We start from the raw sequence: 26,842 nt of genomic DNA on the forward strand, positions 1-26,842 counted from the left end.
GTTTTTTTCCACTACGCCGGAGCCCTTGAACGGCGGGCTCTGGCGGTGGGTTGATGGTTTTATATATTCACTAAAGGTCTAAACATAAGTTTAAACATTACTTTCAGAGCTAAGCGTTCAAGCCAATGATTGCTCTACCAGGACGTCGTCGGGGGATGTTCAGCACGACGTTCCGGTAATCCGCAAAGAGACCGCAGGGAGTTAAACAATGGGCAATGTCCAGACCGCCGCCGGTGCACATGAAGTGCTGTGGCGCCAGGCACCCGGTGGTGAGCTGGTCGACCTCGGCCGACCGCACCGGGTGCCCTTGGGCCAGTTGCGTTTGCAGCGCGCGCCAAAAGGCGTCCTTCGCCGACGGGAAACGATCGTGCTGGGCTTGCTGGCGTTGCTGGTGCATGGCGCGGTGATCTATTGGGTCAATCAGCAACCGACCACCGTGCTGCCCATCGTGCCACCGCAGATTCCGCCGATGACCATCGAGTTCTCGCGTCCGGCGCCACCGGTGGTCGAGCCGCCGCCACCGCAACCTGTCCAGCCAGTGGTTGAGCCGCTTGCGCCCGTGGAAGACGAACTGGCTGTGAAGCCGCCGCCACCGAAGCCGGTTCCCAAGCCCAAACCTGTCGCCAAACCGGTAGCGAAGCCGGCGCCAAAAGCCGTTGAACAACCACCTGCGCCGCCACAACCGGCAGCGCCTGTCGCGGCCCCGGTGCCACCTGCACCGCCTGCGCCCGCACCTGTGACACCGGCCTCGGCCACCGCCGGTTACTTGAAAAACCCGGCACCGGAATACCCCTCGCTGGCCCAGCGTAAAGGCTGGGAGGGCACGGTGTTGTTGCGCGTGCATGTGCTGGCCAGCGGCAAGCCCGGCGATATCCAGCTGCAGAAAAGCAGTGGCCGCGATGCGCTTGATGAGGCGGCGCTGAATGCAGTGAAGCACTGGAGTTTCGTGCCGGCCAAGCAGGGTGATGTCGCCCAGGACGGTTGGGTCAGTGTGCCGATCGATTTCAAGATTCATTAAACCGAAACCAAATTCGCGCGAAACGTTTACACGAGGAATACATCATGACGTTACTGGCATCTCCACTTGAATCCATCGAAAGCGCGGTGATCTGGCTGCTGGTGGTTTTTTCCGTCGCGACCTGGGGTCTGGCATTGCTCAAGGGCGTGCAGTTCGGTCGCCTCAAGGCACAGGATCGAAAGTTTCATCAACAGTTCTGGGCCGCTTCGAGTCTCGACTCGGCGGCCGAACTGAGCGAAACCAGGCCCGGAGCGGCAGCCCGGGTTGCACAGGCCGGTTATGCGGCCATCCAGGTGGGCGAGGCGCCGCAGGCGGCGGACCTGAGCCAGGCGATCAATCATCAGGATCGTCTGGAGCGAGCCTTGCGACAGCAGATCGTGCGCGAGCGCCGGTCGCTGGAAACCGGGTTGGCGGTACTCGCGAGCATTGGCAGCACCTCGCCGTTCATTGGTCTGTTTGGCACGGTGTGGGGAATCATGGAAGCGTTGAAAGGCATCAGCGCGGCGGGCTCGGCAAGCCTTGAAACGGTCGCCGGGCCGATTGGCGCGGCACTGGTCGCCACCGGCGTAGGGATCGCCGTCGCGGTGCCGGCGGTGCTGGTTTACAACTATTTTTTGCGTCGTTTGAAACTGACGGCGGCGGACCTGGATGACTTCGCCCACGACTTCTACAGCCTGGCGCAGAAGAGTTCGTTCCGTGTGCTGATCCACCCGACGGCGCACAAAGTGGCGGCCCAGGGCAGCGTGCAGAAAGTGAAGGAGGCGTCCTGATATGGCCTTCTCCACGCAAGACACCGATGAGGTGCTCAGTGAGATCAACGTGACGCCGCTGGTGGATGTGATGCTGGTGTTGCTGGTGGTGTTCATCGTCACCGCACCGCTGCTGACCAACGCGATTCCGATCAACCTGCCCAAGACCGAAGCGGTGGCGCCGGTGGAGCAGAAAGACCCGTTGGTGGTGAGCATCGACGGTGCCGGCAAACTGTTTATCAACAAGGACGAGATACAGCCGGACTTGCTGGAGTTCAACCTCAAGTCGGCGAAGGCCAAGGACCCCGAGGTGCGCGTGCAGTTGCAGGCGGACGATGGGGTGAATTACGGCGAAGTGGCACGGGCCATGGCGTCGATTGAACGGGCAGGGATTACCAGGCTGTCGGTGATTACTGCGCGTTAACGGATTTTCGTTTTCCGGGGCCGTCTCCTTGGCAGGGTGCGGCCCTTTTTTTATGCCTCGATTTCAGTAACACCACAAACCCCCTGTGGGAGCGGGCTTGCTCGCGAATGCAGAGTGTCAAGCGACAAGGATGTTGGATCTGATGGCCCCTTCGCGAGCAAGCCCGCTCCCACATTAGATTGAATTGTATATTCGATACTGGTCTTAACAAATAGCTTCTTATTCCTTAACGAATATAAATCCTCTCCCTATACTCGACCGGGAACAGACACGCAGGAGAGCTCCCCCATGCGCAACGAATCAATTCGCTACCTGATTGTGCCGGGCTGGCAAGGATCGCCAGAAGATCATTGGCAAAGCCACTGGCAGAACAGCCTGCCGAATAGCGCACGGGTGGAACAGGCTGACTGGTTGACGCCGCGCCGTGAAGACTGGGTCGCGGCGCTGGCCGAGGCGATTGCCGCCGACAGCACGCCGGTGATTCTCATTGCCCACAGCCTGGGTTGCATCACCGTCGCCCATTGGGCCGCGAGTGCCCCCGTGCAGTTTTTGCGTCAAGTGCGCGGCGCGTTGCTCGTCGCACCGGCAGATGTCGAACGCCCGGCTTGCGCGCCGGCGTTGCGCAACTTCGCACCGATACCGACGGATCTGCTGCCGTTCCCCAGCCAGGTTGTCAGCTCCGACAACGACAGCGCCGTCAGTGCACCGCGGGCGCTGGAGCTGGCGCGTAACTGGGGCGCCGAGGCGGGGATTCTGTCGGGGGCCGGGCACATCAACGTGAAGTCCGGTCACCAGCGTTGGGAGCAAGGTTTTGCCTACCTCTATCGACTGCAAAACCGCATGGAACACCACGCCCTGCGCCGCGCTTGAACACTTTCTTTATTTAACGCCCCCGTCTCCCGGCGGTTTTGGGCGGGAGTCTGCCATGAGCTTTGAAACCTTCGGCCAGCCGCTGCTGACCTTTCCCGATGCGGAAAAAAGTCCCCTGAGCATCCGCGCCAAGGCGCTGGTGTTTGTCGATCCGCGTTCACGACAATTACGTGAAGACCTTGAGCAACTGGCCACGCGTTCAGTGTCAGTGCTTATCCGTGGCGAAACCGGCACCGGCAAGGAGTTGCTGGCCCGCCATATCCACCGCGCCAGTGATCGCGGCGGGTTATTCGTGTCGGTCAACTGCGGCGCCATCAGCCCGACCTACGCCGACGCCGAATTGTTCGGCTATGCGGCGGGCAGCTACAGCGGCTCGGCGAGCAGCCGCGCCGGGTGGTTCGGTTCGGCCAATGGCGGCACGCTGTACCTGGACGAAATCGGCGACCTGCCGCTGCCGATCCAGACCAAATTGCTCGCTGCCCTGGAGAACCACGAAGTCACCCGCGTCGGAGCCCATCAGCCGAGCCCGGTGGATGTGCGTCTGGTGGCGGCCACCAGCATCGATCTGGCCCAGGCGGTTGCCGCCGGAAAATTCCATGAACGCCTTTATCACTACCTCAGCGAAGGCCAACTCGAGCTGCCGGCACTGCGCGAGCGGGTGGGGGATATCCTCTCGCTGGCGGAGTACTTCCTCGGCATCTACAGCCAACGCCTGGAGCTGCCGGTGCCGCTGATCAGCGAGGCCGCGCAACGCGTGCTGGAACGCCACCAATGGCCGGGCAATACCCGGGAACTGGAAAACGTCATCCACTTTGCGCTGTTGGTGAGTACCGGCGACGAGATCTTGCCGGAGCATTTGAATTTGCCTGATGAAGGTCTGGGACAGATCGAAAAGCAGCTCAAGCAGATTCTTGGCAACGGTTCCGACGCCGAAAAAGACGCCTTGAAACAAATGCTTAAAGGCACCGGCCTCCTGTAGGAGCGAGCCTGCTCGCGATGGTCGTCAACGATGACGCGCGTTTCCTGAATGCCCGCGTTGTCCTGGCGACCATCGCGAGCAAGCTCGCTCCTACAGCTGTATGAACAAAATGGAATATGAAGCTGAATAAACGTTATTGTTCGGGAATAAAAAATCCCGGTATTGTCCGCTTCACGCCAGCGATAGCACTTCACTGGCACTCTCATGTTCAAGCCGTCGCCACAAGCGACTGTGATTCTCGATAAGGACACTGCATGAAAAAGGTTCTGTTGTTCACCGCACTGGCGGCTGCCCTGACCGCGGGCCTGGCCCAGGCTGGCGAGAAACTGGTGGTTGCCGCGACCCCGGTTCCACACGCCGAGATTCTCGAGCTGATCAAGCCAACCCTCGCCAAAGAAGGCGTGGACCTGGAAATCAAAGTCTTCACCGACTACGTTCAGCCGAACGTGCAGGTCGATCAGAAGCGTCTGGACGCCAACTACTTCCAGACCCTGCCGTACCTGAAGAGCTTCAACGAAGGCAAAGGCACTCACTTGGAAACCGTGATCGGTGTTCACGTTGAACCCTTCGGCGGCTACTCGAAGAAAGTCAAAACCCTGGCTGAGCTGAAAGACGGCGCGACCATCGCCATCCCGAACGAAGGCAGCAACAGCGGCCGTGCCCTGATCCTGCTGCAGAAGGCTGGCCTGATCGAGTTGAAAGACCCGAAAAACGCCCTGGCCACGCCGAAAGACATCGCCAAGAACCCGCACAACTTCAAGTTCAAGGAGCTCGAGTCCGCGATGTTGCCGCGCGTGCTGGATCAGGTCGACCTGGACATGATCAACACCAACTACGCGCTGGAAGCGGGTCTGAACCCGGCTAAAGACGCCCTGGTGATCGAAGGTGCCGATTCGCCTTATGTGAACTTCCTGGTGGCCCGTCCGGACAACAAGGACAGCGTTGCCATCCAGAAACTGGCCAAGGCCCTGACCAGCCCGGAAGTGAAAGCCTTCATCGAGAAGAAGTACAGCGGCGCGGTACTGCCTGCGTTCTGATTCGCGAAGCAAACCCCTTCAAGGTTTCAAACGCCGACGGCTGATTTAGCGTCGGCGTTTTTTTATGGGTGCTCGATTTAACTGTGGCGAGGGGGCTTGTCGGGCCGCCGCATCGCCCCGTTCGAATGCGCAGCATTCGCCCAGGGGAGCGCGGGAGATCTGTTTGGGGCCGCTTCGCAGCCCAACGGGGGCAAGCCCCCTCGCCACAGGGAGCCAGTTGACTCTGGATTGCTCAGGCCGGCCCGGCCTTCAAGGCCCTGCGCAACGCCATCAAGAGTTTCAGAATGTCCTGCGGATCCAGCCGTTGCGGCGGTTGTACGTCTGCCATGTTCTCGTCCTTGTGAGATTTTGGCCGGGATTCTGGCCAAAAGTGGTTCGTCCCTGGAGCGGTGTTTCGAAAAAAAGATCCTTCCTACGGCGCAATGGAAAGTAGCTGTTCTCTCTTGTCTGGGCAAATTCGGGCGACGGCTTTCTCCCGGTACTAACAGTTCTGCTAGGTGTCGGCGCATTCAAGCGGGTGCAAACTGCTTCCTTCGCCGGGAGTTGACCCTCATGAGCCCAATGACTCGCCCCCTCAATCGCTACCGCTATGATGCTCTTGATCGGTTGGTCGAACTGGAGCCGTTGGAGCTGGAAAAATTGACCCGGTTCTACCGCGGCGAACACCTGGTGACGCAACTGAAAGGACAGGATGCGTACAGCGTGCTTCAACACGACAGGCAAGTGCTGGCAGTGCAATCGTTGGACGGTGCCGAGCGCAACAGCCTGTTACTGGTCACTGATCAGCAACGCTCGGTATTGCAGATGACCGGCCCCGACGCAGGTGTGCGTCAGGTCTACGCGCCCTACGGTCATCGGCGGGTCGAGAGTGGTCCCGGCGGTTTGCTCGGATTCACCGGCGAAGTGGTCGATCCGGCCACCGGCCATTATCTGCTGGGTAACGGGCATCGGGCGTTCAACCCGGTGCTGATGCGCTTCAACAGACCGGACAGCTTGAGCCCGTTTGGTCGGGGAGGACTGAATGCGTATGCGTATTGCCTGGGGGACCCGGTGAATTTCAGTGATCCGACGGGGCGGTTTGCCAGGTTGATCACGAGCCTGTTCAGCGTGGCCAATGCTCGAATTACCATGTCGCCCGCTATTCCCTTCAAGTTGGCCAAGGATGCTTTGCAATGGGGTGCAGCAGGTCGGTTAGCCTACAAATACACCCTCGGTGCAGCAGGCTCGACTGTGGCGGGAGTGGCGACGATGGCTTCAGCGCTGACGGGTGTTGCCAGTGCTGTTGCGGGTATTACCGGGGACTCTGAGTCAGCTAAAACTCTCGGGTTTATTGCATTAGGATTAGCGGGGCTTACGGTGGTATCGAGAGCGACTGTTTACTGGGCTGCGCGCGATCCCAAGACTGTCCCTGCCTTGAAGCGTTTTGTAGAGAACAAGGGGCGAGTCGTTACAACGGGTGAGGCACCGCCTGACCGGTTCCTGCCATCGGCACCACCTGAGTCGCCTTCCTTTTTTGCCCCGACTTCGCCCTCGGCCCCGCCACTATCACCAGGCGCATTCAGATCAGGCCCCCTGAAGCTGACTGGCAAGCGATCCTATGATGAAATGCTTGAAGTAGGAACTAACCGGCCAATCCTGGTGGCCAGGCGTCAGTGGTTGCCGCTCAAACCGAACAAAAGAATTCGAAGGACCTGAGTGGTCCACCTCTAGATCTCAATCCGGCCAATACCACGCCGGCTCATCCAGCATCCGCTGCCCGACAATCCCGGTCTGTCCGAGATTCTTCTCCAGCACGATGCAATTGCACTCCGGGTCCTCCTGCAACGCCGAAATCAAACGTCGCGCATGGGACACCACCCACACCTGACACTGCTCGGACGCGCGGATGATCAAGCGCGCCAGCGCCGGCAGCAGATCCGGGTGCAGGCTGGTTTCCGGTTCGTTCAGCACCATCAGCGTCGGCGGGCGTGGCGTCAGCAGCGCTGCGACCAACAGCAGGTAACGCAACGTTCCGTCCGACAACTCGGCGGCCGACAGCGGCCGCAACAAACCTTCCTGAAAGAACTCGATGGCGAAGCGCCCACCCGGCAGAGGTTCGATGTTCAGTCGTGCGCCGGGGAAGGCGTCGCTGATCGCCGCCCGCAAGGCCTCGGGGTCGCCAATTTCGATGATCGTCTGCAAGGCCGCCGCCAGATCGCGTCCGTCGTGGTGCAGCACCGGCGTGCGGGTGCCCAGTTGCGGTTGCCGCGCCGGGGCGTCGGCATCGCTGCGAAAGTGATCGTAAAAGCGCCAGCGGCGGATGAACTCGCGCATCTCCAGCACTTCCGGCGAACTGCGCAGGCTGCCGACCTGATCGAACAGGCTGTCGAAAGTCGGCGTGTGCTGCGCCAATACATCCCACTTTCGATCGGCGCGGGCACGGATCATCGGGCCGTCACGATCGACCAGCAGACTGGCCGGGCGATAGAACGCTCCGGCCCACAGGCATTCGCGTTTGACCTGCGGGTCGAGGCTGAAATAAGACGGTATCGGCGTGCTGCGTCCGGGCAGCATGAAATGGCCATTGGAATCGGGCAGGCCGAGGCTGATCGAGTAGCCGAAATCCTCTCCCGCAAATCCCAGGCGCAGGCGTTTGACGCCCTGGCGCACGGTGGGCTCGATGGCGACTTCGCCAGTGCGCATGCGCCGGGAGATGGTTTCCGGGCCGGCCCAGAAGGTCGAATCCAGGCCACCTTCACGGGCCAGGGCATTGACCACCCCGCCGTGGGCGGTTTCCGCCAGCAGGCGCAGCGCACGGTACAGGTTGGACTTGCCGCTGCCGTTGGGGCCGGTGATCAGATTCAGCCGTCCCAGCGGGATCACCAGTTTGTTGATCGAGCGATAATTGGCCACCGCGAGGGTCTTGAGCATTTGGGTTCCTGATGGGGGATCGACCGGGGCTCATTGTCAGGCATGCACAGGCGTCTATGGCAAGTGTTTCAGGGCTGAAAGAGTGTGAGCTTTTTCTTCATAAGACGCTCGTGCAAGGTTTCAATCCTGTTCTAAGCTCTCTGTCGAGTTGTACATGGAAAAGGCCAAGGAGTTTGCATGGTGGTTCCCGGATTTAAAGTAGTCATGGCCTTGAGTGTCGTCACCCTGCTGACGGCTTGCGACGAGAAAAAACCCGTGCAGGAATACCTGCCACGGGTGTTCGTGCAAGTCGTCAAGCCGGCCGATTACGCGGTCCCGGTTACCCTCACCGGTGATATCCAGGCCCGGGTACAGACGGAGCTGTCTTTCCGCGTGGGTGGCAAGATCATCCAGCGCTCGGTCGACGTCGGTGATCGAGTGACCGCCAAGCAAGTGCTGGCCCGGCTCGACCCCAAGGATTTGCAGACCAATGTCGATTCGGCCCAGGCGCAAGTCGTCGCCGAACAGGCGCGGGTGACGCAAAGTGCGGCGGCGTTCGTGCGTCAGCAAAAATTGCTGCCCAAGGGTTACACCAGCCAGAGCGAATACGACTCGGCCCAGGCAACCTTGCACAGCAGCCAGAGCGCCCTGAGCGCTGCCAAGGCGCAGTTGGCCAATGCCAAGGATCAGTTGAGCTATACGGCGCTGATCGCCGATGCACCGGGGATCATTACCGAGCGCCAGGCGGAAGTCGGCCAGGTGGTGCAGGCGACGATGCCGATCTTCAGCCTGGCCCGTGACGGCGACCGGGATGCGGTGTTCAACGTCTACGAATCGCTGCTGGCCGAGAAGCCGAGAGATCACACCATTGTCCTCAGCCTGGTCGATAACCCTGCGATCAAAACCACTGGCACCGTACGCGAAATCACCCCGGCGGTGTCGGCGCAATCCGGAACCGTGCAGGTCAAGGTCGGCCTCGACAAACTGCCCGACGGCATGCAGTTGGGTTCGGTGGTGAGTGCCACGGCCAGCGGATCGGGCAAGTCGGTCATCGAGTTGCCGTGGTCGGCGCTGACCAAAAACATCAGTGCCCCCGCTGTCTGGATTGTCGACGACAAGGGCAAGGCCCAATTGCATTCAGTCACGGTCGGCCGCTACCTGACCGGCAAGGTCATCATCAGCGGCGGGTTGAAGGACGGGGACAAAGTCATCATCGCCGGCGGACAACTCTTGCACCCGGACATGGAAGTCGAAATTGCCGAAAACACTTACAAGGATCTGACGTGGGGAGCCAAGCCATGAAGCCTTTATGGGCGTTGTCCATCGGGCTGGTGCTGAGCGCCTGTTCCAAAAACGAACCGCCGCCGGCGCCGGTACGGCCGGTGTTGTCGATCAAGGTCCAGACCTTGAGCGAAGAGGACCTGGGCCGCTTCGCCGGTAGCATCCAGGCGCGCTATGAAAGCAATACCGGCTTCCGCGTGGACGGGCGAATCGCCAGCCGTAACGTCGATGTCGGCGCCGCGGTGGAGAAGGGTACGCTGCTCGCCACCCTCGACCCTTCCGACCAGCAGAACCAATTGCGTTCGGCCCAGGGCGACCTGTCGAAAATTCAGGCGCAACTGATCAATGCCAAGGCCAGTGCCCTGCGCCAGCAAGCCTTGTTTGATCGTGGGGTCGGCGCGCAAGCGCAACTCGACGAGGCCAACACGGACCTCAAAACCACCCAGGCCTCCCTCGATCAGGCCCGGGCGGCCGTCAACCAGAGCAAGGACCAACTGGGCTACACCGAGCTGCGCGCCGATCATAAAGCCGTGGTCACCCAGTGGAGCGCCGAGGCCGGGCAAGTGGTAACGGCCGGTCAGCAAGTGGTGACTCTGGCGCAACCGGACATCAAGGAAGCGGTGATCGACCTGCCCGATACCCTGGTCGATCAACTGCCCAGCGATGTGGTGTTTCTGGTCGCTGCGCAGCTGGATCCGAGCATCAACACCACCGCCATCATCCGTGAAATCGAACCTCAGGCTCAAAGCGCCACACGCACCCGTCGCGCCCGCCTGAGCCTGGCTGAAACACCAGATGGCTTTCGCCTCGGCACAGCCATCAGCGTCACCCTGAGCTCGGCGATCAAGCCGCGTATCGAGTTGCCTGTCACCGCGCTGCAGGAGGTCGATGGCAAGCCACGCATCTGGGTGATTGATGCACAGAGTAAAACCGTCTCCCCCCGTGACATCACCGTGATCAGCCGTACCGACAGCACCGTGGTGCTGGCTGGCGGCGTGAAGAACGGCGAGCGGGTGGTCAGTGCCGGTGTGAACAGCCTCAAGCCGGGGCAACCAGTGAAAATCGACGAGGACAGTCAATGAAAGGGCCTTTCAACCTCTCGGAATGGGCCCTCAAGCATCAGTCGTTCATCTGGTATCTGATGTTCGTCGCGTTGTTGATGGGTGTGTTCTCGTATTTCAACCTGGGGCGCGAAGAAGACCCTTCGTTCACCATCAAGACCATGGTGATCCAGAGTAAATGGCCGGGGGCGACCCAGGAGGAAACCCTCGAACAGATCACTGACCGGATCGAGAAAAAGCTCGAGGAGCTCGACTCCCTCGACTATGTGAAAAGCTACACGCGCCCCGGCGAATCGACGGTGTACGTGAACCTGCGTGACACCACCAGTGCCAAGGACATCCCGGAAATCTGGTACCAGGTGCGCAAGAAGATCAACGACATCAAATACCAGTTCCCGCAAGGCATACAGGGGCCGTCGTTCAACGACGAGTTCGGTGACGTCTTCGGGTCGATCTACGCCTTCACCGCCGACGGCCTGACCATGCGTCAGTTGCGCGACTACGTGGAACAGGCCCGCATGGAAATTCGCGGCGTGCCGGGGCTGGGCAAGATCGAAATGGTCGGCCAGCAGGACGAAGTGCTGTACCTGAACTTCTCCACGCGCAAACTCGCTGCGCTGGGCATCGATCAGCGTCAGGTGGTGCAGAGCCTGCAAACCCAGAACTCCGTGACCCCGGCGGGTGTCATCGAGGCCGGGCCGGAGCGGATTTCGGTGCGCACTTCGGGGCAGTTCGCTTCGGAGAAAGACCTGGCCGAGGTCAACCTCAAGCTCAATGACCGCTTTTATCGTCTGGCCGACATTGCCGAAATCAGCCGCGGCTACGTCGATCCGTCCTCGCCGGAATTCCGTTTCAACGGCAAACCGGCCATCGGCCTGGCGATTGCCATGCAGAAGGGTGGCAACGTCCAGGCGTTCGGCAAGGCCCTGCACACCCGTATCGACGAGTTGACCGCCGACCTGCCGGTCGGTGTCGGCATTGACAACGTCTCCGACCAGGCCGTGGTGGTGGAGGAGGCCGTTGGCGGCTTTACCAGCGCGTTGTTCGAGGCCGTGGTGATCGTACTGTTGGTCAGCTTCGTCAGCCTTGGCGTGCGTGCCGGGCTGGTGGTGGCTTGCTCGATCCCGTTGGTGCTGGCGATGGTGTTCGTATTCATGGAATACAGCGGCATCACCATGCAGCGGATTTCCCTCGGTGCACTGATCATCGCCCTCGGCCTGCTGGTGGACGATGCGATGATCACCGTGGAAATGATGGTTACGCGTCTGGAGTTGGGTGAGACCAAGGAGCAGGCGGCGACCTTCGCCTACACCTCCACGGCATTCCCGATGCTCACCGGTACGCTGGTGACGGTGGCGGGCTTCGTGCCGATCGGCTTGAACGCCAGCTCGGCCGGTGAATACACCTACACCCTGTTTGCGGTGATTGCCTGCGCGATGCTGGTGTCGTGGGTGGTGGCGGTATTGTTTGCGCCGGTGATCGGCGTGCACATTCTCAGTACCAACGTGAAACCCCATGAAGGCGAACCCGGGCGTATCGGCAAGGCGTTCAACGGCGGGCTGCTGTGGTGCATGCGCAATCGCTGGTGGGCCATTGGCATCACCGTACTGTGCTTTGTACTGGCGGTGTTCAGCATGCGCTACGTGCAGAACCAGTTCTTCCCGTCTTCGGATCGGCCGGAAATCCTGGTGGACCTGAACCTGCCGCAAAACGCCTCGATCGACGAAACCCGCCGGGCCGTCGATCGCCTTGAAGCCACGCTCAAGGACGATCCGGACATCGTGCGCTGGAGCACCTACGTCGGCCAGGGTGCCATTCGTTTCTATCTGCCACTGGACCAACAACTGCAAAACCCGTTCTACGCGCAGTTGGTGATCGTCAGCAAAGGCCATACCCGTGAGGCCATGATGCAGAAGCTTCGCGAGCGCTTGCGCAACGACTTCGTCGGCATCGGCAGTTATGTCCAGGCACTGGAAATGGGCCCGCCGGTAGGGCGTCCGATCCAGTACCGGGTCAGCGGCAAGGACGTCGACCAGGTGCGCCGACATGCCATCGACCTGGCCACTGAGCTGGACAAGAACCCGCACATTGGCGAGATCATCTACGACTGGAACGAACCGGGCAAAGTGCTGCGGATCGACATCGCCCAGGACAAGGCGCGGCAGTTGGGGTTGTCTTCGGAGGATGTGGCGAACCTGATGAACGGCATCGTCAGCGGCCAGTCGGTGACCCAGGTCGATGACGACATTTACCTGATCAACGTGGTCGGTCGCGCGGTGGATTCCGAACGCGGTACGCCGGAAACCCTGCAGAACCTGCAAATCGTCACGCCAAGCGGCACGTCGATACCGCTGCTGGCGTTCGCCACGGTGCGCTACGAACTGGAGCAGCCGCTGGTGTGGCGTCGCGATCGCCTGCCGACCATCACCATCAAGGCGGCGATACGCGACGAGATCCAGCCGACGGACCTGGTGAAAATCCTCAAGCCGTCCATCGACGATTTCGCTGCCAAATTGCCGGCGGGCTACAAGGTCGCCACCGGTGGTACGGTGGAGGAAAGCGGCAAGGCCCAGGGACCGATTGCCAAGGTTGTGCCGCTGATGCTGTTCTTGATGGCGACCTTCCTGATGATCCAGCTGCACAGCGTGCAGAAGCTGTTCCTGGTGGCCAGCGTTGCGCCGCTGGGGCTGATCGGCGTGGTGATCGCGCTGGTGCCTACCGGTACGCCGATGGGCTTCGTGGCGATCCTCGGGATCCTGGCGCTGATCGGTATCATCATCCGTAACTCGGTGATCCTGGTGACCCAGATCGAGGAATACGAGCTGAAGGGCTATGCACCGTGGGATGCAGTAGTGCAGGCCACCGAACATCGGCGCCGGCCGATCCTGCTGACCGCGGCGGCGGCGAGCATGGGGATGATCCCGATTGCCCGGGAAGTGTTCTGGGGGCCGATGGCCTACGCGATGATCGGCGGGATCGTTATCGCCACCTTGCTGACGCTGCTGTTTTTGCCGGCGCTGTATGTGGCCTGGTACAAGATTCGCGAGCCGAAGAAAGAGGTGCAGTAAAGGCGAGCGCTTCGCGCTCTATTCGCGAGCAAGCCCGCTCCCACAGTTGACCGAGTTGTTCAGGAATACTCGGTTCCCTGTGGGAGCGGGCTTGCCCGCGAAGGCGTCAGTACCAACACCGCAAATCCACAGGCATTACACCTTGCGCCAGACACTCGCCAACCAGGGCTGCTGCTCCCGCGGTAGCCCTGTCGGCCGGTAGTAATGCTCCAGCTCCACAAACCCCGCCTCGATCAACAAATGCTGCCAGGCCGCCAGGTCGTGATACGACCCATAACGCGGCCCGTTCCAGCCTTCCTGATTCTCGCCACGGGGATTGGAACTGAACAACACCCCACCCGGTTTCAGCGCTTCCCACAACTGCTTCAACACCCGTGGTAATTCCTGACGTGGAACATGAAACAGCACCGCGTTGGCAAAGATCCCGTCGAAACGCTCGGCCGGCAGATCAAGCTTCAAAAAGTCCTGCTGCCAGACCTCGCAACCACTGTCCTCACGGGCCATCTGCGCGAGTTTTTCCGAACCGTCGAGGCCGACAGCCCTGTGGCCCATACGGGTGAAGGTTTGCAAATCCCGACCCGGCCCGCAGCCGAAATCGAGAATGTCGAAAGGCGCATCGCCCTGAATGTGCCGCAGCAGGGCATCGATGTTCTGGCTGACGTCGTGATCGCGGGTGCCTTCACGGAAGTCTTCGGCCACTGCGTTGTAATGGCCCAGGGTGGTGGCGGTGATCTGTTCGAGGTCGTCGGGCGTCTGTTTCATTGTCGGGCTGCGCGGGCAATAGAGATTTGGCCAATATACGCCATCAGGTTGGGGGCTGCTTCGCAGCCATTCGCGAGCAAGCCCGCTCCCACATTTAACCGAGTCGAACAAATGGTTTGTGTTCGCCAGAGATCAGATGTGGGAGCGGGCTTGCTCGCGAAAGCTGCATCACTGACAACGGATGACTAGAGCCTGACTCAACTTTTTTTCATCCCCAGACATTCAATGGAGTGATCCACCATCGCCTTGGCAATCTCCAGCAAATGCCAGATCGAGTACACCATCGCACGGTCGGCGCCCTTGAGTTGATCGCCACACTGATACGCCGTGACCGAAGCACAGCGCAGTAGATCGGCCACATACAACTGGGTGTCTTCAAAACTCACGTCTTTGCTGACGTTGTAGAAGCGCATTTCATCGGGCGGTGCGGGTTGCTTGCCGGTGAGGTAGAAATCGATGGCCCGATAAAGCACGGAGCGATCTCTGAGCAATTCGTCGGTCACGGTTTCATTGGCGGGATTTTCTGGAGGCGGATCGGGAACGGATTTTTCCATGAGTGTTGCTCCTATTGCTGCATGGGAGCCATCACTTATCGCCTACTAAACGATTGGGTGGCGGCTGTACGCAGGTTAGTAGGCCGGTCAATAGGAAAACCGGTGCACCCGAAGGTGCCCCACGCACAGCCACCATATTCTGCATGCGGCAAAATTTGCCGGACATGAGCATGGAATCGCTATGCGCCTATTGTTCCGGGCTACTAAACCCGATCACTGATGAGCAGTGACGGACCGAGACTAGCCACCGGTTTTGGCAGGCGCAAGCGAGCGAAATGATCTAGGAAATGTCCTGCAAAGGAAAGGGAACGGGCCTTCGGAAACGCTGATTTCTTTGTACGAAATATCGCCAGGATCGCCACTCATGTAGGAGCGAGCTTGCTCGCGAAAAACCTGAGGGCGCCACGGGGATTCTGGTTTCCCGCGTTATCGTTGACCTCCATCGCGAGCAGGCTCGCTCCTACAGGGCTACCGCTTGTTGAGGCCCCGCGCCAACCGATCCCCACCGAGCTGAATCACCGCCACCAACGCCACCAGCAACACAATCACCGTCAACATGATCTGGCTATCAAACCGCTGATACCCATACCGATAGGCAATGTCCCCCAGTCCACCGGCGCCAATCGCCCCGGCCATGGCCGAGGAGTTGATCATCGTCACCAGGGTGATGGTGAACCCGCCAACAATCCCCGGCAGAGCTTCTGGCAACAGCACATGCCAGACGATGTGCCAGCGCCGGCAGCCCATGGCTTGCGCCGCTTCGATCAAACCGTGGTCGACCTCGCGCAAGCTGACCTCGGCAATGCGCGCAAAGAAAGGCGTAGCGGCGATGGTCAACGGCACCACCGCGGCCCACACGCCGTAAGTGGTGCCGACGATGAGCCGGGTGAACGGAATCAAAGCGACCATCAGGATCAGGAAAGGAACCGAGCGGAACAAGTTCACGAATGCGCCCAAAGCGCGGTTCAGCGCTGGCGCTTCGTAGATGCCGCCCTTGGAACTGGTGACCAGGATCACTGCCAGCGGAATGCCCGCCAACAGCGCGATCAACGACGACACGCCGACCATCAGGAAGGTGTCGATAAAGCCCTGCAGCAGGCGATCAAACCACATAACCCAGTACCTCCACCTGTTGCGCCCAATGAGAGGCGCGCTGACACAACTCCTCGGCATCGAGGGACGAGCCGGTCACCGCCAGCAGCAGTTGCCCAAGCGCATGGCCCTGAATCCGTTCCACGCCGCCTTGCAACAAGCGCACGCGGCCTCCCAGGGCGCTGAACAGTGCCGCCAGATCCGGTTCGTCGCGTTGGCTGCCGGTGAACTGCAAGCGCAGGACCACAGCGGCGTCGCAGGCACTCGATTGCGCCAACAGACGGCTTTGCAGTTCTTGCGGCAATGCGTGTTGCAACGGTGCCAGCAATGTCTTGCTGACCTCATGTTGTGGATTGCCGAACACTTCCCAGACCGGGCCTTGCTCGACGATTCTCCCGTGCTCCAGCACCACCACCCGATCACAGATTTCACGGATCACCGCCATCTCGTGGGTGATCAGCACAATGGTCAGGCCCAGGCGTTGATTGATCTCGCGCAGCAGGCCGAGAATCGACTGCGTAGTCTCCGGGTCCAGTGCCGAGGTGGCTTCGTCACACAGCAGGATTTGCGGGTCATGCACCAGCGCCCGGGCAATGCCCACGCGCTGTTTCTGCCCGCCGGACAACTGCGCCGGGTAAGCCTTGTGTTTGGCCTGCAAACCCACCAGTTCCAGCAGTTCACGGACTTTGCGCTCGCGTTGTTCCTTGGGCACGCCAGCGACTTTCAACGGCAGTTCGACGTTCTGCCAAACGGTCTTGGCCGACATCAGGTTGAAGTGCTGGAAGATCATGCCGATGCGCCGCCGCAGCGCCACCAGTCGGTCTTCGTCGAACTCGCCGATGTCCACTTGATCGATCAGCACCCGACCGCTGCTTGGCTGTTCCAGGCGATTGATGGTGCGGATCAGCGACGACTTGCCGGCGCCGCTGCGGCCGATGATGCCGAACACTTCGCCGCGCTGGATCGCCAGGTCGATGCCGTGCAACGCGGCCACCGGTCCTTGCTGGCCGTTGTAGGTTTTACCCAGGCCGATGAAGCGTACGTGGGCATGGTTGAGTTCGGGATGCAGCTCAGTGCGCTCTGCGCTTTGCGGCTCTGGAATCTCCAGTCGCCGTTGGATGGCGGCGGTCATGCTCAGCTTTCCCAGCCGGCTTGATAGAGCTTGCCGTGGGCTTTATCCAGTGCGGCGCGCACAACCGGTGAGTGCTGGTAGATGTCGACGAACTTGATCAGGCGCGGGTCGGTTTTGCTCTTGGGCTGGATCACGAACTGAATCACGTACTCCTTGTGATCGAGGCCGTCGAACAGCAGCGCGGAGCTCGCGTCGAAGGTTTTCGACAAGCGAATGTAGGCCGGGTAGCCCTGCACCAGATCGGCATCGTCATAGGCACGTACCAGTTGCACGGCTTCGACCTGGAGGATCTTGATGTGCTTCGGGTTGGCGATGATGTCTTCTTCGGTGGCCTTGTAGCCGACGCCGGGCTTGAGGGTGATCAGACCGGCCTTGGCCAGCAGCTGCAAGCCACGACCGCTGTTGATCGGATCGTTGGCGATGGCCACGCTGGCGCCTTGGGGCAGTTCGTCGAAGCTTTTGTATTTCTTCGAGTAGAGGCCGACGTTGTTGATGATCCCCGGCGCGAACGGCACCAGATCGAAACCTGATGCTGCCTTGGCGTTTTCCAGGAACGGGATGTGCTGGAAGTAGTTCACGTCGATGTCACCTGAAGCCAGGCTGACGTTCGGCGCGATCCAGTCGGTGAACTCCACCAGTTCGACCTTCAGGCCTTGTTTGCCGGCTTCTTCGACCGCTGCTTCCAGGGGGATGGCGAAGGCGGCGGTAGTGCCGATTTTCAGTGGGGCGTCGGCAGCGAAGGTCGCCGAGCTGAACAGGCCGAGGGCCAGGGCCAGTGCTTTGACTGGGTGGGAGAGGTAGTTCTTTTTCATGATGAGTTATCCAGTCAGTGCATTAAATTTGTGGTGTCTGTTCGGGCCTCTTCGCGAGCAAGCCCGCTCCCACAGGGGAATGCATTCCAAATGTGGGAGCGGGCTTGCTCGCGAAGCTTTTAGCGGCGGTAAGCCGAACCGGTATGTTGCTCAGGCAAAAACGCCTCCCGCTGAAACAGCTTTTCGCGCAAGGTCCCGTCGTCGTACGCGGTCTTGTAAGAGCCCCGCCGTTGCAACTCTGGGATCACCAGTTCGATGAAGTCCTCATAGCTTTCCGGCGTGACGATGCGGGTCAGGTTGAAGCCATCCAGCCCGGTTTCGGCGATCCACGATTCCAGTTCATCCGCCACTTGCTGCGGTGAACCGACCACGGTGATGTAGCGACCGCCGAGGGCGTGTTGTTCGAGTAATTTGCGTCGGGTCCAGTCGTTGTTTTGCAGGTGTTTGGTGGCGGACTGGATGGCGTTGCTCTTCACGTACTGGATCGGCTCGTCGATTTCGTACTGAGAAAAATCGATCCCGGTGGACGCCGAGAAGTGCGCCACGCCGGCCTCTGCACTGGCGTAGCTCAGGTACTCGGCGTGCTTGGCCCAGGCCAGCTTCTCGGTGGCGCCAACGATCACGTTCAGGCCCATGAATACCTTGATGTCCTCGGGATTGCGCCCGGCTTCGACGGCGCTGGCGCGCACCTTGTCCACCTGCGCCTTGGTCGATGCCTTGGTCTGGCCACTGATGAACACGCACTCGGCATGTCGCCCGGCAAACAATAAGCCACGATCCGAGCTGCCGGCCTGGAACAGCACCGGCGTGCGCTGGGGCGAGGGCTCGCACAGGTGATAACCCTCGACCTGATAGAACTCGCCCTTGTGCTCGACCTTGTGCACTTTGTCCGGCTGCGCGTAGATCCGTTGCCGTGGATCGTTGAGCACCGCGCCGTTTTCCCAACTGCCTTCCAGGAGTTTGTAGAGCACCTCCAGGTACTCATCGGCCTGGTCATAGCGGCGGTCATGCTCGACCTGTTCGCTCAGGCCCATGGCCTTGGCGGCGCTGTCGAGATAGCCGGTGACGATGTTCCAGCCGACCCGCCCACGGCTCAGGTGATCCAGGGTCGACAGGCGGCGGGCGAACAGATACGGCGCTTCGTAGGTGAGGTTGGCGGTCAGGCCGAAACCGAGGTTTTTCGTCACCGCCGCCATGGCCGAGACCAGCAGCAGCGGGTCGTTGACCGGCAACTGGATCGACTCTTTCAACGGCACGTCCACCGAGTTCTGATAGACGTCGTAGACCCCGACGATGTCGGCGATGAACAGGCCGTCGAATAGCCCGCGCTCCAGCAGTTGCGCCAGTTCGGTCCAGTACTCGAGGGTGTTGTAGCGGGTTGACGTGTCGCGCGGGTGCGTCCACAAACCGTGGTTGATGTGCCCGATGCAGTTCATGTTGAACGCGTTGAGCAGGATCTTCTTTTTCGCGGCGGTCATCAAATGGTCCCCCGCAGTGGCGGGTTTTCATCGTTTAGGTAGTAATTGCCGACAGCGTGGTACTTCCAGCGCACCGGGTCGTGCAGGGTGTGCACCCGGGCGTTGCGCCAGTGGCGATCCAGGCTGTGCTCAATCAGGGTCGCCTGGCTGCCGGCCAGTTCGAACAGTGTGCTGCCGGCGGCCAGGGAGATTTCGGTGCTGAGGGCGCGTGCTTCGGCGACGGCAATCGAGGCGGCCGCGACGGTCTCGGCATTCGTGTCGGCCTGGGCCTTGTCGAGGAGTTCACCGGCACGTTCCAGCAGCGCCTCGGCGGCGTGCAGGCGAATGCTCAGGTGGCCGAAGCTCTTGAGGGTCAGCGGATCGTCCGTGGCGTTTTCGTGGGTGGCGTCGATCCAGGGCCGGGTTTTCGTGCGCACGAAATGCAGCGCATCTTCATACGCGGCGCGGGCGATGCCGGTGTCGATGGCGGCATGGAGAATCTGCGCCAGCGGGCCGACCGGAGTCGGGCGCTCGAAAGCGCTTTGAAAGGGGATCACATCTTCGGCTGCGACGTAGACATCTTCGAACACCACCGAACCGCTGCCGGTGGTGCGCTGGCCGAAGCCGCTCCAGTCGTCGATCACGCTCAGGCCCTTGCTGTTGCGCGGGACGAACGCCAGTTGCTGCACGCCGTTTTCATCCACCACCGAGGTGGGAATGCGCTGGGCGTAGATCGCGCCCGTGGCGTAGAACTTGCGACCATTGATGCGATAGCCGCTACCGTCGCGAGTCAGGCTGGTGACGCGATCGTGTGCGGTTTTAGTGCCGAGTTCGGCCAACGCATTGCCGAAGCGTTGACCGGCCAAAACCTCGGCGTACAGGCGTTGCTTCTGCTCGTGGCTGCCGTTCACCCGCAGTACTTCGAGGGCATAGAAATGGTTCTGCGGGATCTGCCCCAGGGAGCCGTCGGCCCGGGCGATCAAGGCGATGACCTTGGCCAGGGTGACGTTGGAAACGCCGGCGCCGCCATACTCTTTCGGCACGCTGATGCCCCACAGGCCCGATCGGGAAAACACTTCCAGTTCCGGGTGTGGCAAGCGGCGTTCGCGGTCGCGTGTGGCGCTGTCGCGTTTGAAGTCTTCGGCAAGGTCGCTGGCGACGATCAGCGCTTGTTCATCGCTGGCGATGACCGCGACGTGGTGAGAACTTGTCATGTGTTTCTCCAGATGTCTGGTCGTCAGATCCAGGAATGGCGATTAGGCAGCGTGCCGTTGAGGCGATAGGCGCCGACCGCGTGATACTTCCAGCGCACCGGGTCGTGGAGGGTGTGCACCCGGGCGTTGCGCCAGTGGCGGTCGAGGTTGAATTCGGCGAGGGTCGCGCGGCTGCCGGCCAGTTCGAGCAGCTTTTCGCTGGCCAGCAACGAAATCTCGGTGGTCAGCACTTTGGCCTCGGCCACGGCAATCGAGGCGCGGGCGGCGGACTCGGCGGTGAGTGGTGCGGCGCTGACGTCATCGAGCACTTGCCCGGCCTTGCGCAGCAGTGCTTCGGCGGCGTGCAGTTCGATTTTCAACCTGCCGATATCGGCGATCACGTACAGGTCATCACTGGCCCGCTCGACCTTGGCGTCGATCCATGGCCGGGCGCGGGTTTTCACGAAGTCGATGGCGTCGTCGATGGCGCCTCGGGCGATGCCGGCGTCGATGGCCGCTTGAATCAGCTGCGAGACGGCACCCTGGATGTTCGGCGTGTCGTTGATCCGCCAGTTATCCACCACCAGTTCGGGATCGGCCTGCACGTTGTTGAGCAAAATCGTGCCGCTGGCGGTGGTGCGCTGACCAAAACCGGACCAGTCATCGACAATGCGCAATCCCGGTGTGCCACGACGGATGAACGCCAGCACCTGCTTGCCATCGTCGTTCAACGCTTTGACCGCAACCCAATGAGCGAACAGTGCGCCGGTGGAATAGAACTTCTGGCCATTGACGACGCCGTCAGCGGTGATGCGCGCCTTCAGTTCCAGGGTGTTTTTGGTGCCGCGTTCCGGCCCGGCATTGCCGATGCGCCAGCCTTCCAGGACGCTTTTGAACAGTTGTTGTTTCTGCGCTTCGGTGGCGCTGCCGAGCACCAGGTTAAGAATGCCGAACTGGTTTTGCGGGATCTGCCCAAGCGCCGGGTCGGCGGCGGAAATGATCGCGAAGACCTCGGCCAGGGTGACGAACGAAACCTGCGGGCCACCGTACTCGCGGGGGATGGAAATACTGCCCAGGCCGCTGCGGGTGAACTGCTCGATTTCCGACCATGGGAGCTTGCGCTGCTGGTCTCGTTTGGCTGCTTGCAGGCGGGCGACTTGCGCCAGTTCGTGGGCCGCCTTGATGGCTTGAGCGTCGTTGCGCAAGATTTGTGCGGGCAACAATAGCGGGGCGATGTCCAGGTCACTCTGGACGATTGCATCTGCCAGACTGGACATCAGTGCCGCTCCTTGGCTGCACGCAATGCCCTGGCGATCTGCACTGGGGTGATTGTGTTCCGGACCATACCTACCTCACATCTTATGGAAGCGCCGCTTGTGGCGGCGCATGAAAACAAGGATGTCCGGTGGTCCGGTGTATATACCCTAAACGCGTATAAATATTTTATGAACTAACTTTTAGGAATATAGATAGAAGGGTGTTCTCGAGGGAGAGCGCAATCCCTGTGGCGAGGGGGCTTGTCGGATCGCCGCACCGTCCCGCTCGACTGCGCAGCAGTCGCAAAACCTTTCTCCACGATTTATTTGAATGGACTCAATTGCAGGGTTTTGGGGGCGCTTCGCACCCCAACGGGGGCAAGCCCCCTCGCCACAGAAGCGGTATTCATTGCTTGCGGGGTTCGGCGGCCTTGAGCACTTTTTTCGGGGGGACTTTCAGATAAGGATTGGCGCAACCGATTTTCAGCGTACGGGCTGGCGCCCAGCGGGAGTTGTTTCCCACCCGGTCGAGAATGCAGTACGTCACTTCCAGCCGCAGGTCTTCACCGGCTTCGAGGATGATGGCCGGCGGTATCCAGACCTGAATCGGCTGACCCACATCGACGGCCTTGAGCCGTGGCAGATCCATGCGCACATCGCCCCAGCGCAGGGTGATTTCGTCGTCGACGGCCATGTTCAGATACGGCTCGATGGTCAAGGGAACACCGCGCTTGACCTGGCTCGGATTGACCCCCTGACGGCGAATCGCCTCGGGAATGCTCACCGGTGCCAGGCACTGGTTTTCATCGCCGCACAGTTCGGAGGGTTGGCCACCTGGGCAGTCGAGTTTGATCTGCACGTTTCGGCTGGCCGAAATCACCGGGTCTCGACCCACCTGCATGACCCGGTAGTGAATGCGCGAGGTCCCGTTGGCGACAAAACTTTCAGGCACCCGCAGCTGCACCGGTTGGCCGACATCGCTGGCCGTCAGCACGCGGGAGGCCACGTAGCAGTTGTCCCAGAACAGTTCGATCAGGTCGCCTTCGTCCATGGCGGGGTAGGGCGCCACATCGATCAGCAGGTGCGCCGCGCAAGTGACGTTGATGCCGGTCTTGTTGGATTGCGCCAGGGTCGGGGCCACAAGCCCGGATTTGTTCGAGGTGCTTTTCATGAAGTCTCCTTGAAGTCTTGCAGCGAAGTCCGTTTCTGGGAATTCAAAAACTAAATATCGAACAGCAAAACCATTCATTACTTTTAATTGAAATAATGAGTTTTGGCGTGAAGAGTGATGTTGGTCGGAGACTAGATAAGAGTCAGGGGGAGCAAGTGTCAATGAGATTTATTAGTTGTGGGTGATGCATGATGTTATTCAGAAAGTTCCTACGGCGCAAAGTAAGTAAACCATGCCGCTGCGTCGAATTTGTCCGCTGAAAGTGGCTGAGGCCGGGCGGATCGGCTGGCGTTGTTGGCCAGGTGCTGCGAAAGGAACATGGTGGAGGTAGGGGGGAATTGTTGCGATGCATATATATGTACCGCGCGCGCGTACAAAATATGTATATAGAATAGATGGGTTTAGTTTGGTATTGATGAGGTGTTTTTTTCGGGGGCGTCACTTCCGTCCATGGAAGATGACCATTGTTGAGCAGGGTTGTTAGTTGTGGGCGTTATTCAGGAACTTGCTGAGAAACTGTTTTGTCCGCTCCTCTTTCGGGTTGGCAAACAATGCCTTCGCTTCGCCTTGCTCGACGATCACACCCTTGTCGAAAAACACCACCCGGTTGGCCACGTCCCGGGCAAAGCCCATTTCGTGGGTAACGATCACCATGGTGCGCTTCTCTTCGGCCAGGCCGCGGATGGTCGCCAATACCTCGCCCACCAGCTCCGGGTCGAGGGCCGAGGTCGGCTCATCGAACAGGATCACTTCGGGCTCCATCGCCAGCGCCCTGGCAATCGCCACGCGCTGTTGCTGGCCACCGGAGAGGCGACGCGGGTAAGCGTCCTCCTTGCCCGCCAGGCCGACCTTGGCCAAGAGCTTCTTACCCAGGGCAACGGCGTCGGCATGTGGGGTCTTCTTGACCACGATCGGGCCTTCGATGACATTTTCCAGGGCGGTGCGATGGGGGAACAGGTTGAAGTTCTGGAACACGAAACCTACGTGCTGGCGCAAACGCCGCACCAGGCTCTGCTGCTGGTTCAGGGGACGGCTGGTATCGACCTCGATATCGCCGACCTTGATCCGGCCGCTGGTGGGTTCTTCCAGAAAATTCAGGCAGCGCAGGAAGGTGGTCTTGCCCGAACCGCTAGGGCCGATGATCGCGACCACCTCGCCTTCCTTGACCTCAAGATCGATGCCGTTGAGCACGACTTGACCCTTGAACTGCTTTGTCAGTTTTTCCACGACAATCATCGGGTCAGGACTCCTGGTCGTGCCGATTGACCCGCGCTTCCAACTGGTTCTGCAGGTGCGACAGCACCGTGGCCAGGACCCAGTAGATCAGTGCGGCGGCAAGATACATGGTGAAGATTTCGAAGGTGCGGGCGGTGATCAGCTGCGCCTGACGGAACAGTTCCGGCACCTGGATGGTAGCGGCCAGCGCGGTGTCTTTTACCAGCGAAATGAAGCTGTTGCCCAGCGGCGGCAATGCGGTGCGCATCGCCTGCGGCAGGATGGCCCGGCGCAAGGTCTGCGCGCGGGTCATGCCGATACTGGCAGCCGCTTCCCACTGGCCGCGCTCGATGGAGCTGATCGCGGCACGCAGGATTTCACAGGCGTAGGCGGCCATGTTCAGCGAGAAGCCGATCAGGGCCGCTGGCAGCGGATCCAGTTCCAGACCCAATTGCGGCAAGCCGTAATAGATCACGAACAGTTGCACCAGCAACGGCGTGCCGCGAAAGAACGACACGTAGATGCGGGCGATCCAGCTCACCAGTTTGAAGCGCGACAGGCGCATCAGCGCCAGACCGAACCCCATCACCAGGCCGAAAAACATCCCGCCCAGGCTGAGGATGACCGTGTAATACGCGCCCTTGAGCAGAAAGGGCGCGGAGTCCAGTGCGAGTTGAAAAGCTTCTTCCATTATTGAGTGACGTCAGCGCTGAAGTATTTTTCCGAAAGCTTTTTCAGCGTACCGTCGGCGCGCAGCTTGTCGATGGCTTTGTTCACAGCTGCCAGCAGCTCAGGCTCGCCTTTGCGCAGGGCAATACCGGCTTCCTGACGGGAGAACGCATCACCGGCGGCGGTGGTGTCCTTGGCTTTCTTGGCGTATTCGAGCGCGGCCAGGCGGTCGATCAGAATGGCGTCGATGCGGCCGACACGCAGGTCCTGGAACTTGGTTGGATCATCTTCGTAGGTGCGGACGTCAGCCTTGGGCACATTTTCTTTCACCCACTGCTCGTAGTTGGTGCCCAGGCCTACGCCGACTTTCTTGCCAGACAGGTCAGCGGCGGACTTGATGTTCAACTCGGCGGCCTTCTTCGTCAGCACCAGCGCCTGAATACCGGAAACGGTGTACGGCTCGGAGAAGTCATACTTCTTCTTGCGCTCTTCGGAGATGGTCACCTGGTTGATCACTGCGTCCAGGCGCTTGGATTCCAGGGCCGCGAGGATGCCGTCCCATTTGGTCGGTTGCAGCTTGACCTTCACGCCCAGCTCTTTGGCCAGGGCTTCGGAGAACTCGACTTCGAAGCCGGCCAGTTTGCCGTCGGCGTCGACGAAACTGAACGGTGGGTAGGTGCCTTCCAGGCCGACGTTGATCACGCCTTTGTCCTTGATTTGTTGCAGTTGCTCACCGGCAACCGCCTGGCCAATCAGGCCGGCGCTCAGTGCCAGGCCCAGCGAACCCACCAGCAGATTGCGACGTAGTGCGGAAAAATTCATGACAAGCCCCTGTGTTTTCTTATGGAAGACGCTTTTGTGAAAATTTGGCGAAATCGGGAATTAAGCGACAGCGCTATCCTGCCTTAAAGCAGCGTATGCGTCTCTCGAGAAATTCGCCTGTAGCATGACTATATGATGGCGTTTTTAGATTGGAAAATAATAATTAATCTTCTGGTTATTCCACTTTGGAATAGCTTGCGTTTTTACTGTAGGAGCGTGCTTGCACGCGATGGACGTCAACGATAACGCTGGCAACCTGACACCCCGCGGTGCCCTGTCGTCCATCGCGAGCAAGCTCGCTCCTACAGAAAATCCTTGTAGGCAAACAGCGCCGGTGCCCCGCCGGTGTGCAGGAAGATAATCGGCCCCTCGTTGAAACGCTGACGGCCGATACCGTCCAGCAAGCCCGCCATGGCCTTGCCAGTGTAGACCGGGTCCAGCAGCAAGCCTTCCTGGCTCGCCAGCAGTTTCACCGCCGCCAGTGTGCCGGCATTCGGCTCGCCATAACGCGGGGCGAAATACTCATCCCACAGCTCGACCTTGAAAGCCTCCGGCAGGCTGACGCCCAGCAACTCGGCGGTGCGTTCGGCCAGGCCTTGAACCTTTGGTCGCTGATCTTCATCGCTGCGCGAAACCGTCACGCCAATCACTGGCAGATCCGGCAGCGCTTCACTCAAGGCCAGTGCCAGGCCGCTGTGGGTACCGGCGCTGCCCGAGGCCAGGACCACGGCGGCGAACTTCAGGCCGGTGTCCTTGATCTGCTCGGCCAGTTCCAGCCCGGCGCGTACGTAACCCAGGGCGCCCAAGGCATTGGAACCACCGATCGGCACCAGGTACGGCTTCTTGCCGTTGCTGCACAGTCGGTTGGCCAGGGCTTGCAGTTGCTCGTCGGCGTTGTCGAGGTTTTCTACCAATTCGACCTTGGCATCGAACAGGTCGAGCAGCAGGCGGTTGCCGTTGCCGGTGTAATTGTTGTCGTCAGTGCCCAGAGGATTTTCCAGAAGGGCTACGCAGCCCAGCCCCAACTTTGCGGCAATGGCGGCTGTCTGGCGCACGTGGTTCGATTGCAGCGCCCCCGCCGTGATCAAGGTGTCGGCACCCTGGGCCAAGGCATCGGCGGCCAGGTATTCGAGTTTGCGCAGCTTGTTGCCGCCCATCGCCAGCGGCGTCAGGTCATCGCGCTTGACGTACAGGTCGCGGCCCAGCCAGGTCGACAGGCGTTCGAGTTTTTCCAGGGCGGTGGGCTGACCGAGCAGGTCGAGGCGGTTAAAGCGGGCGAGCTGTTGTTTGATCATGAGTCCGTACTGGCGGTTGAAGATCTCAGGACTATA

24 protein-coding genes are annotated in these 26,842 nt (G+C 60.4%); 10 read left to right on the forward strand and 14 right to left on the reverse strand.

The window, feature by feature from the left end:
• The first annotated feature begins 208 nt into the window (after window positions 1-208).
• From PspS34_RS00905 to PspS34_RS00935, 7 genes are all read left to right on the forward strand, one after another.
• Window positions 209-1,018 (forward strand): energy transducer TonB, encoded by an 810-nt coding sequence (locus PspS34_RS00905; protein WP_154861272.1) that lies wholly within the window; start codon window positions 209-211, stop codon window positions 1,016-1,018.
• A gap of 44 nt (window positions 1,019-1,062) precedes the next feature.
• On the forward strand, window positions 1,063-1,788 hold the full coding sequence (locus tag PspS34_RS00910; RefSeq protein ID WP_057712499.1) for a MotA/TolQ/ExbB proton channel family protein: 726 nt from the start codon (window positions 1,063-1,065) through the stop codon (window positions 1,786-1,788).
• A 1-nt stretch (window position 1,789) separates the two neighbouring features.
• Complete coding sequence (locus PspS34_RS00915) at window positions 1,790-2,191, forward strand: biopolymer transporter ExbD (RefSeq protein WP_008045412.1); 402 nt, start codon at window positions 1,790-1,792, stop codon at window positions 2,189-2,191.
• Window positions 2,192-2,479: 288 nt separating this feature from the next.
• A complete protein-coding gene (locus tag PspS34_RS00920; RefSeq protein WP_090452457.1) occupies window positions 2,480-3,061 on the forward strand; it encodes an alpha/beta hydrolase in 582 nt (193 codons plus the stop codon).
• Between the two features lie 55 nt (window positions 3,062-3,116).
• Window positions 3,117-4,040, forward strand: a complete 924-nt coding sequence (locus tag PspS34_RS00925; RefSeq protein WP_154861271.1) for a sigma 54-interacting transcriptional regulator — start codon at window positions 3,117-3,119, stop codon at window positions 4,038-4,040.
• 254 nt (window positions 4,041-4,294) lie between these two features.
• Window positions 4,295-5,077: a MetQ/NlpA family ABC transporter substrate-binding protein gene (locus tag PspS34_RS00930; protein WP_007972924.1), complete on the forward strand. Its 783-nt coding sequence runs from the start codon at window positions 4,295-4,297 to the stop codon at window positions 5,075-5,077.
• Between the two features lie 552 nt (window positions 5,078-5,629).
• Window positions 5,630-6,772 carry an RHS repeat-associated core domain-containing protein gene (locus PspS34_RS00935; protein WP_154861270.1) on the forward strand — a complete coding sequence of 381 codons (1,143 nt, stop codon included), beginning with the start codon at window positions 5,630-5,632 and terminating at the stop codon, window positions 6,770-6,772.
• Window positions 6,773-6,790: 18 nt separating this feature from the next.
• On the opposite strand, the gene PspS34_RS00940 is transcribed toward PspS34_RS00935, so the two are convergent.
• Window positions 6,791-7,987 carry an AAA family ATPase gene (locus PspS34_RS00940; RefSeq protein WP_154861269.1) on the reverse strand — a complete coding sequence of 399 codons (1,197 nt, stop codon included), beginning with the start codon at window positions 7,985-7,987 and terminating at the stop codon, window positions 6,791-6,793.
• A 177-nt stretch (window positions 7,988-8,164) separates the two neighbouring features.
• On the opposite strand from PspS34_RS00940, the gene PspS34_RS00945 reads away from it, so the two are divergent.
• The 3 genes from PspS34_RS00945 to PspS34_RS00955 are packed head-to-tail and all read left to right on the forward strand — an operon-like array spanning window position 8,165 to window position 13,376.
• Window positions 8,165-9,268, forward strand: coding sequence for an efflux RND transporter periplasmic adaptor subunit (locus PspS34_RS00945; protein WP_057712492.1), 1,104 nt, complete (start codon window positions 8,165-8,167; stop codon window positions 9,266-9,268).
• The gene (locus PspS34_RS00950) at window positions 9,265-10,329 is read left to right on the forward strand and encodes an efflux RND transporter periplasmic adaptor subunit (RefSeq protein ID WP_150812057.1); all 1,065 of its coding nucleotides are present in this window, start codon (window positions 9,265-9,267) and stop codon (window positions 10,327-10,329) included. The genes PspS34_RS00945 and PspS34_RS00950 overlap by 4 nt, the downstream gene beginning before the upstream one ends.
• On the forward strand, window positions 10,326-13,376 hold the full coding sequence (locus PspS34_RS00955) for an efflux RND transporter permease subunit (RefSeq protein ID WP_154861268.1): 3,051 nt from the start codon (window positions 10,326-10,328) through the stop codon (window positions 13,374-13,376). The genes PspS34_RS00950 and PspS34_RS00955 overlap by 4 nt, the downstream gene beginning before the upstream one ends.
• Before the next feature lie 135 nt (window positions 13,377-13,511).
• On the opposite strand, the gene PspS34_RS00960 is transcribed toward PspS34_RS00955, so the two are convergent.
• The 13 genes from PspS34_RS00960 to PspS34_RS01020 form a co-directional block, all read right to left on the reverse strand.
• Window positions 13,512-14,138: a class I SAM-dependent methyltransferase gene (locus tag PspS34_RS00960; protein ID WP_154861267.1), complete on the reverse strand. Its 627-nt coding sequence runs from the start codon at window positions 14,136-14,138 to the stop codon at window positions 13,512-13,514.
• 197 nt (window positions 14,139-14,335) lie between these two features.
• Window positions 14,336-14,692 (reverse strand): hypothetical protein, encoded by a 357-nt coding sequence (locus PspS34_RS00965; protein ID WP_102670666.1) that lies wholly within the window; start codon window positions 14,690-14,692, stop codon window positions 14,336-14,338.
• 468 nt (window positions 14,693-15,160) lie between these two features.
• Window positions 15,161-15,805, reverse strand: a complete 645-nt coding sequence (locus PspS34_RS00970; protein ID WP_007972909.1) for a methionine ABC transporter permease — start codon at window positions 15,803-15,805, stop codon at window positions 15,161-15,163.
• Window positions 15,795-16,916 (reverse strand): ATP-binding cassette domain-containing protein, encoded by a 1,122-nt coding sequence (locus PspS34_RS00975; protein WP_057712487.1) that lies wholly within the window; start codon window positions 16,914-16,916, stop codon window positions 15,795-15,797. The genes PspS34_RS00970 and PspS34_RS00975 overlap by 11 nt, the downstream gene beginning before the upstream one ends.
• 2 nt (window positions 16,917-16,918) lie before the next feature.
• On the reverse strand, window positions 16,919-17,728 hold the full coding sequence (locus tag PspS34_RS00980) for a MetQ/NlpA family ABC transporter substrate-binding protein (RefSeq protein WP_154861266.1): 810 nt from the start codon (window positions 17,726-17,728) through the stop codon (window positions 16,919-16,921).
• Between the two features lie 119 nt (window positions 17,729-17,847).
• Complete coding sequence (locus PspS34_RS00985) at window positions 17,848-19,206, reverse strand: LLM class flavin-dependent oxidoreductase (protein ID WP_154861265.1); 1,359 nt, start codon at window positions 19,204-19,206, stop codon at window positions 17,848-17,850.
• Window positions 19,206-20,399: an SfnB family sulfur acquisition oxidoreductase gene (locus PspS34_RS00990; protein ID WP_154861264.1), complete on the reverse strand. Its 1,194-nt coding sequence runs from the start codon at window positions 20,397-20,399 to the stop codon at window positions 19,206-19,208. The genes PspS34_RS00985 and PspS34_RS00990 overlap by 1 nt, the downstream gene beginning before the upstream one ends.
• Window positions 20,400-20,422: 23 nt before the next feature.
• Window positions 20,423-21,655 carry an SfnB family sulfur acquisition oxidoreductase gene (locus PspS34_RS00995; protein WP_154861263.1) on the reverse strand — a complete coding sequence of 411 codons (1,233 nt, stop codon included), beginning with the start codon at window positions 21,653-21,655 and terminating at the stop codon, window positions 20,423-20,425.
• 385 nt (window positions 21,656-22,040) lie between these two features.
• The gene (locus PspS34_RS01000; protein ID WP_154861261.1) at window positions 22,041-22,805 is read right to left on the reverse strand and encodes a hypothetical protein; all 765 of its coding nucleotides are present in this window, start codon (window positions 22,803-22,805) and stop codon (window positions 22,041-22,043) included.
• A gap of 480 nt (window positions 22,806-23,285) precedes the next feature.
• Entirely contained in the window at window positions 23,286-24,041 is a 756-nt protein-coding gene (gene tcyN, locus PspS34_RS01005) for an L-cystine ABC transporter ATP-binding protein TcyN (protein ID WP_108216113.1), read from the reverse strand.
• Window positions 24,042-24,045: 4 nt separating this feature from the next.
• Window positions 24,046-24,711 (reverse strand): cystine ABC transporter permease, encoded by a 666-nt coding sequence (gene tcyL / locus PspS34_RS01010; RefSeq protein ID WP_007983131.1) that lies wholly within the window; start codon window positions 24,709-24,711, stop codon window positions 24,046-24,048.
• Complete coding sequence (tcyJ, locus tag PspS34_RS01015; protein WP_090452489.1) at window positions 24,711-25,511, reverse strand: cystine ABC transporter substrate-binding protein; 801 nt, start codon at window positions 25,509-25,511, stop codon at window positions 24,711-24,713. The genes tcyL and tcyJ overlap by 1 nt, the downstream gene beginning before the upstream one ends.
• A 302-nt stretch (window positions 25,512-25,813) precedes the next feature.
• Window positions 25,814-26,806 carry a D-cysteine desulfhydrase gene (locus PspS34_RS01020; RefSeq protein WP_154861260.1) on the reverse strand — a complete coding sequence of 331 codons (993 nt, stop codon included), beginning with the start codon at window positions 26,804-26,806 and terminating at the stop codon, window positions 25,814-25,816.
• Between the last annotated feature and the right edge of the window lie 36 nt (window positions 26,807-26,842).

Source organism: Pseudomonas sp. S34, from assembly GCF_009866745.1.
GTDB classification, from domain to species: domain Bacteria; phylum Pseudomonadota; class Gammaproteobacteria; order Pseudomonadales; family Pseudomonadaceae; genus Aquipseudomonas; species Aquipseudomonas jessenii.

Bases quoted from the DNA above. Each gene is read 5' to 3' on its own strand.
- PspS34_RS01000 (WP_154861261.1), bottom strand. From the start codon at position 22,805: ATGAAAAGCACCTCGAACAAATCCGGGCTTGTGGCCCCGACCCTGGCG.
- PspS34_RS00995 (WP_154861263.1), bottom strand. From the start codon at position 21,655: ATGTCCAGTCTGGCAGATGCAATCGTCCAGAGTGACCTGGACATCGCC.
- PspS34_RS00940 (WP_154861269.1), bottom strand. From the start codon at position 7,987: ATGCTCAAGACCCTCGCGGTGGCCAATTATCGCTCGATCAACAAACTG.
- PspS34_RS00980 (WP_154861266.1), bottom strand. From the start codon at position 17,728: ATGAAAAAGAACTACCTCTCCCACCCAGTCAAAGCACTGGCCCTGGCC.
- PspS34_RS00945 (WP_057712492.1), top strand. From the start codon at position 8,165: ATGGTGGTTCCCGGATTTAAAGTAGTCATGGCCTTGAGTGTCGTCACC.
- tcyN (WP_108216113.1), bottom strand. From the start codon at position 24,041: ATGATTGTCGTGGAAAAACTGACAAAGCAGTTCAAGGGTCAAGTCGTG.
- tcyL (WP_007983131.1), bottom strand. From the start codon at position 24,711: ATGGAAGAAGCTTTTCAACTCGCACTGGACTCCGCGCCCTTTCTGCTC.
- PspS34_RS00930 (WP_007972924.1), top strand. From the start codon at position 4,295: ATGAAAAAGGTTCTGTTGTTCACCGCACTGGCGGCTGCCCTGACCGCG.
- PspS34_RS00955 (WP_154861268.1), top strand. From the start codon at position 10,326: ATGAAAGGGCCTTTCAACCTCTCGGAATGGGCCCTCAAGCATCAGTCG.
- PspS34_RS00965 (WP_102670666.1), bottom strand. From the start codon at position 14,692: ATGGAAAAATCCGTTCCCGATCCGCCTCCAGAAAATCCCGCCAATGAA.
- PspS34_RS01020 (WP_154861260.1), bottom strand. From the start codon at position 26,806: ATGATCAAACAACAGCTCGCCCGCTTTAACCGCCTCGACCTGCTCGGT.
- PspS34_RS00920 (WP_090452457.1), top strand. From the start codon at position 2,480: ATGCGCAACGAATCAATTCGCTACCTGATTGTGCCGGGCTGGCAAGGA.
- PspS34_RS00990 (WP_154861264.1), bottom strand. From the start codon at position 20,399: ATGACAAGTTCTCACCACGTCGCGGTCATCGCCAGCGATGAACAAGCG.
- PspS34_RS00950 (WP_150812057.1), top strand. From the start codon at position 9,265: ATGAAGCCTTTATGGGCGTTGTCCATCGGGCTGGTGCTGAGCGCCTGT.
- PspS34_RS00910 (WP_057712499.1), top strand. From the start codon at position 1,063: ATGACGTTACTGGCATCTCCACTTGAATCCATCGAAAGCGCGGTGATC.
- PspS34_RS00905 (WP_154861272.1), top strand. From the start codon at position 209: ATGGGCAATGTCCAGACCGCCGCCGGTGCACATGAAGTGCTGTGGCGC.
- PspS34_RS00925 (WP_154861271.1), top strand. From the start codon at position 3,117: ATGAGCTTTGAAACCTTCGGCCAGCCGCTGCTGACCTTTCCCGATGCG.
- tcyJ (WP_090452489.1), bottom strand. From the start codon at position 25,511: ATGAATTTTTCCGCACTACGTCGCAATCTGCTGGTGGGTTCGCTGGGC.
- PspS34_RS00975 (WP_057712487.1), bottom strand. From the start codon at position 16,916: ATGACCGCCGCCATCCAACGGCGACTGGAGATTCCAGAGCCGCAAAGC.
- PspS34_RS00960 (WP_154861267.1), bottom strand. From the start codon at position 14,138: ATGAAACAGACGCCCGACGACCTCGAACAGATCACCGCCACCACCCTG.
- PspS34_RS00985 (WP_154861265.1), bottom strand. From the start codon at position 19,206: ATGACCGCCGCGAAAAAGAAGATCCTGCTCAACGCGTTCAACATGAAC.
- PspS34_RS00970 (WP_007972909.1), bottom strand. From the start codon at position 15,805: ATGTGGTTTGATCGCCTGCTGCAGGGCTTTATCGACACCTTCCTGATG.
- PspS34_RS00935 (WP_154861270.1), top strand. From the start codon at position 5,630: ATGAGCCCAATGACTCGCCCCCTCAATCGCTACCGCTATGATGCTCTT.
- PspS34_RS00915 (WP_008045412.1), top strand. From the start codon at position 1,790: ATGGCCTTCTCCACGCAAGACACCGATGAGGTGCTCAGTGAGATCAAC.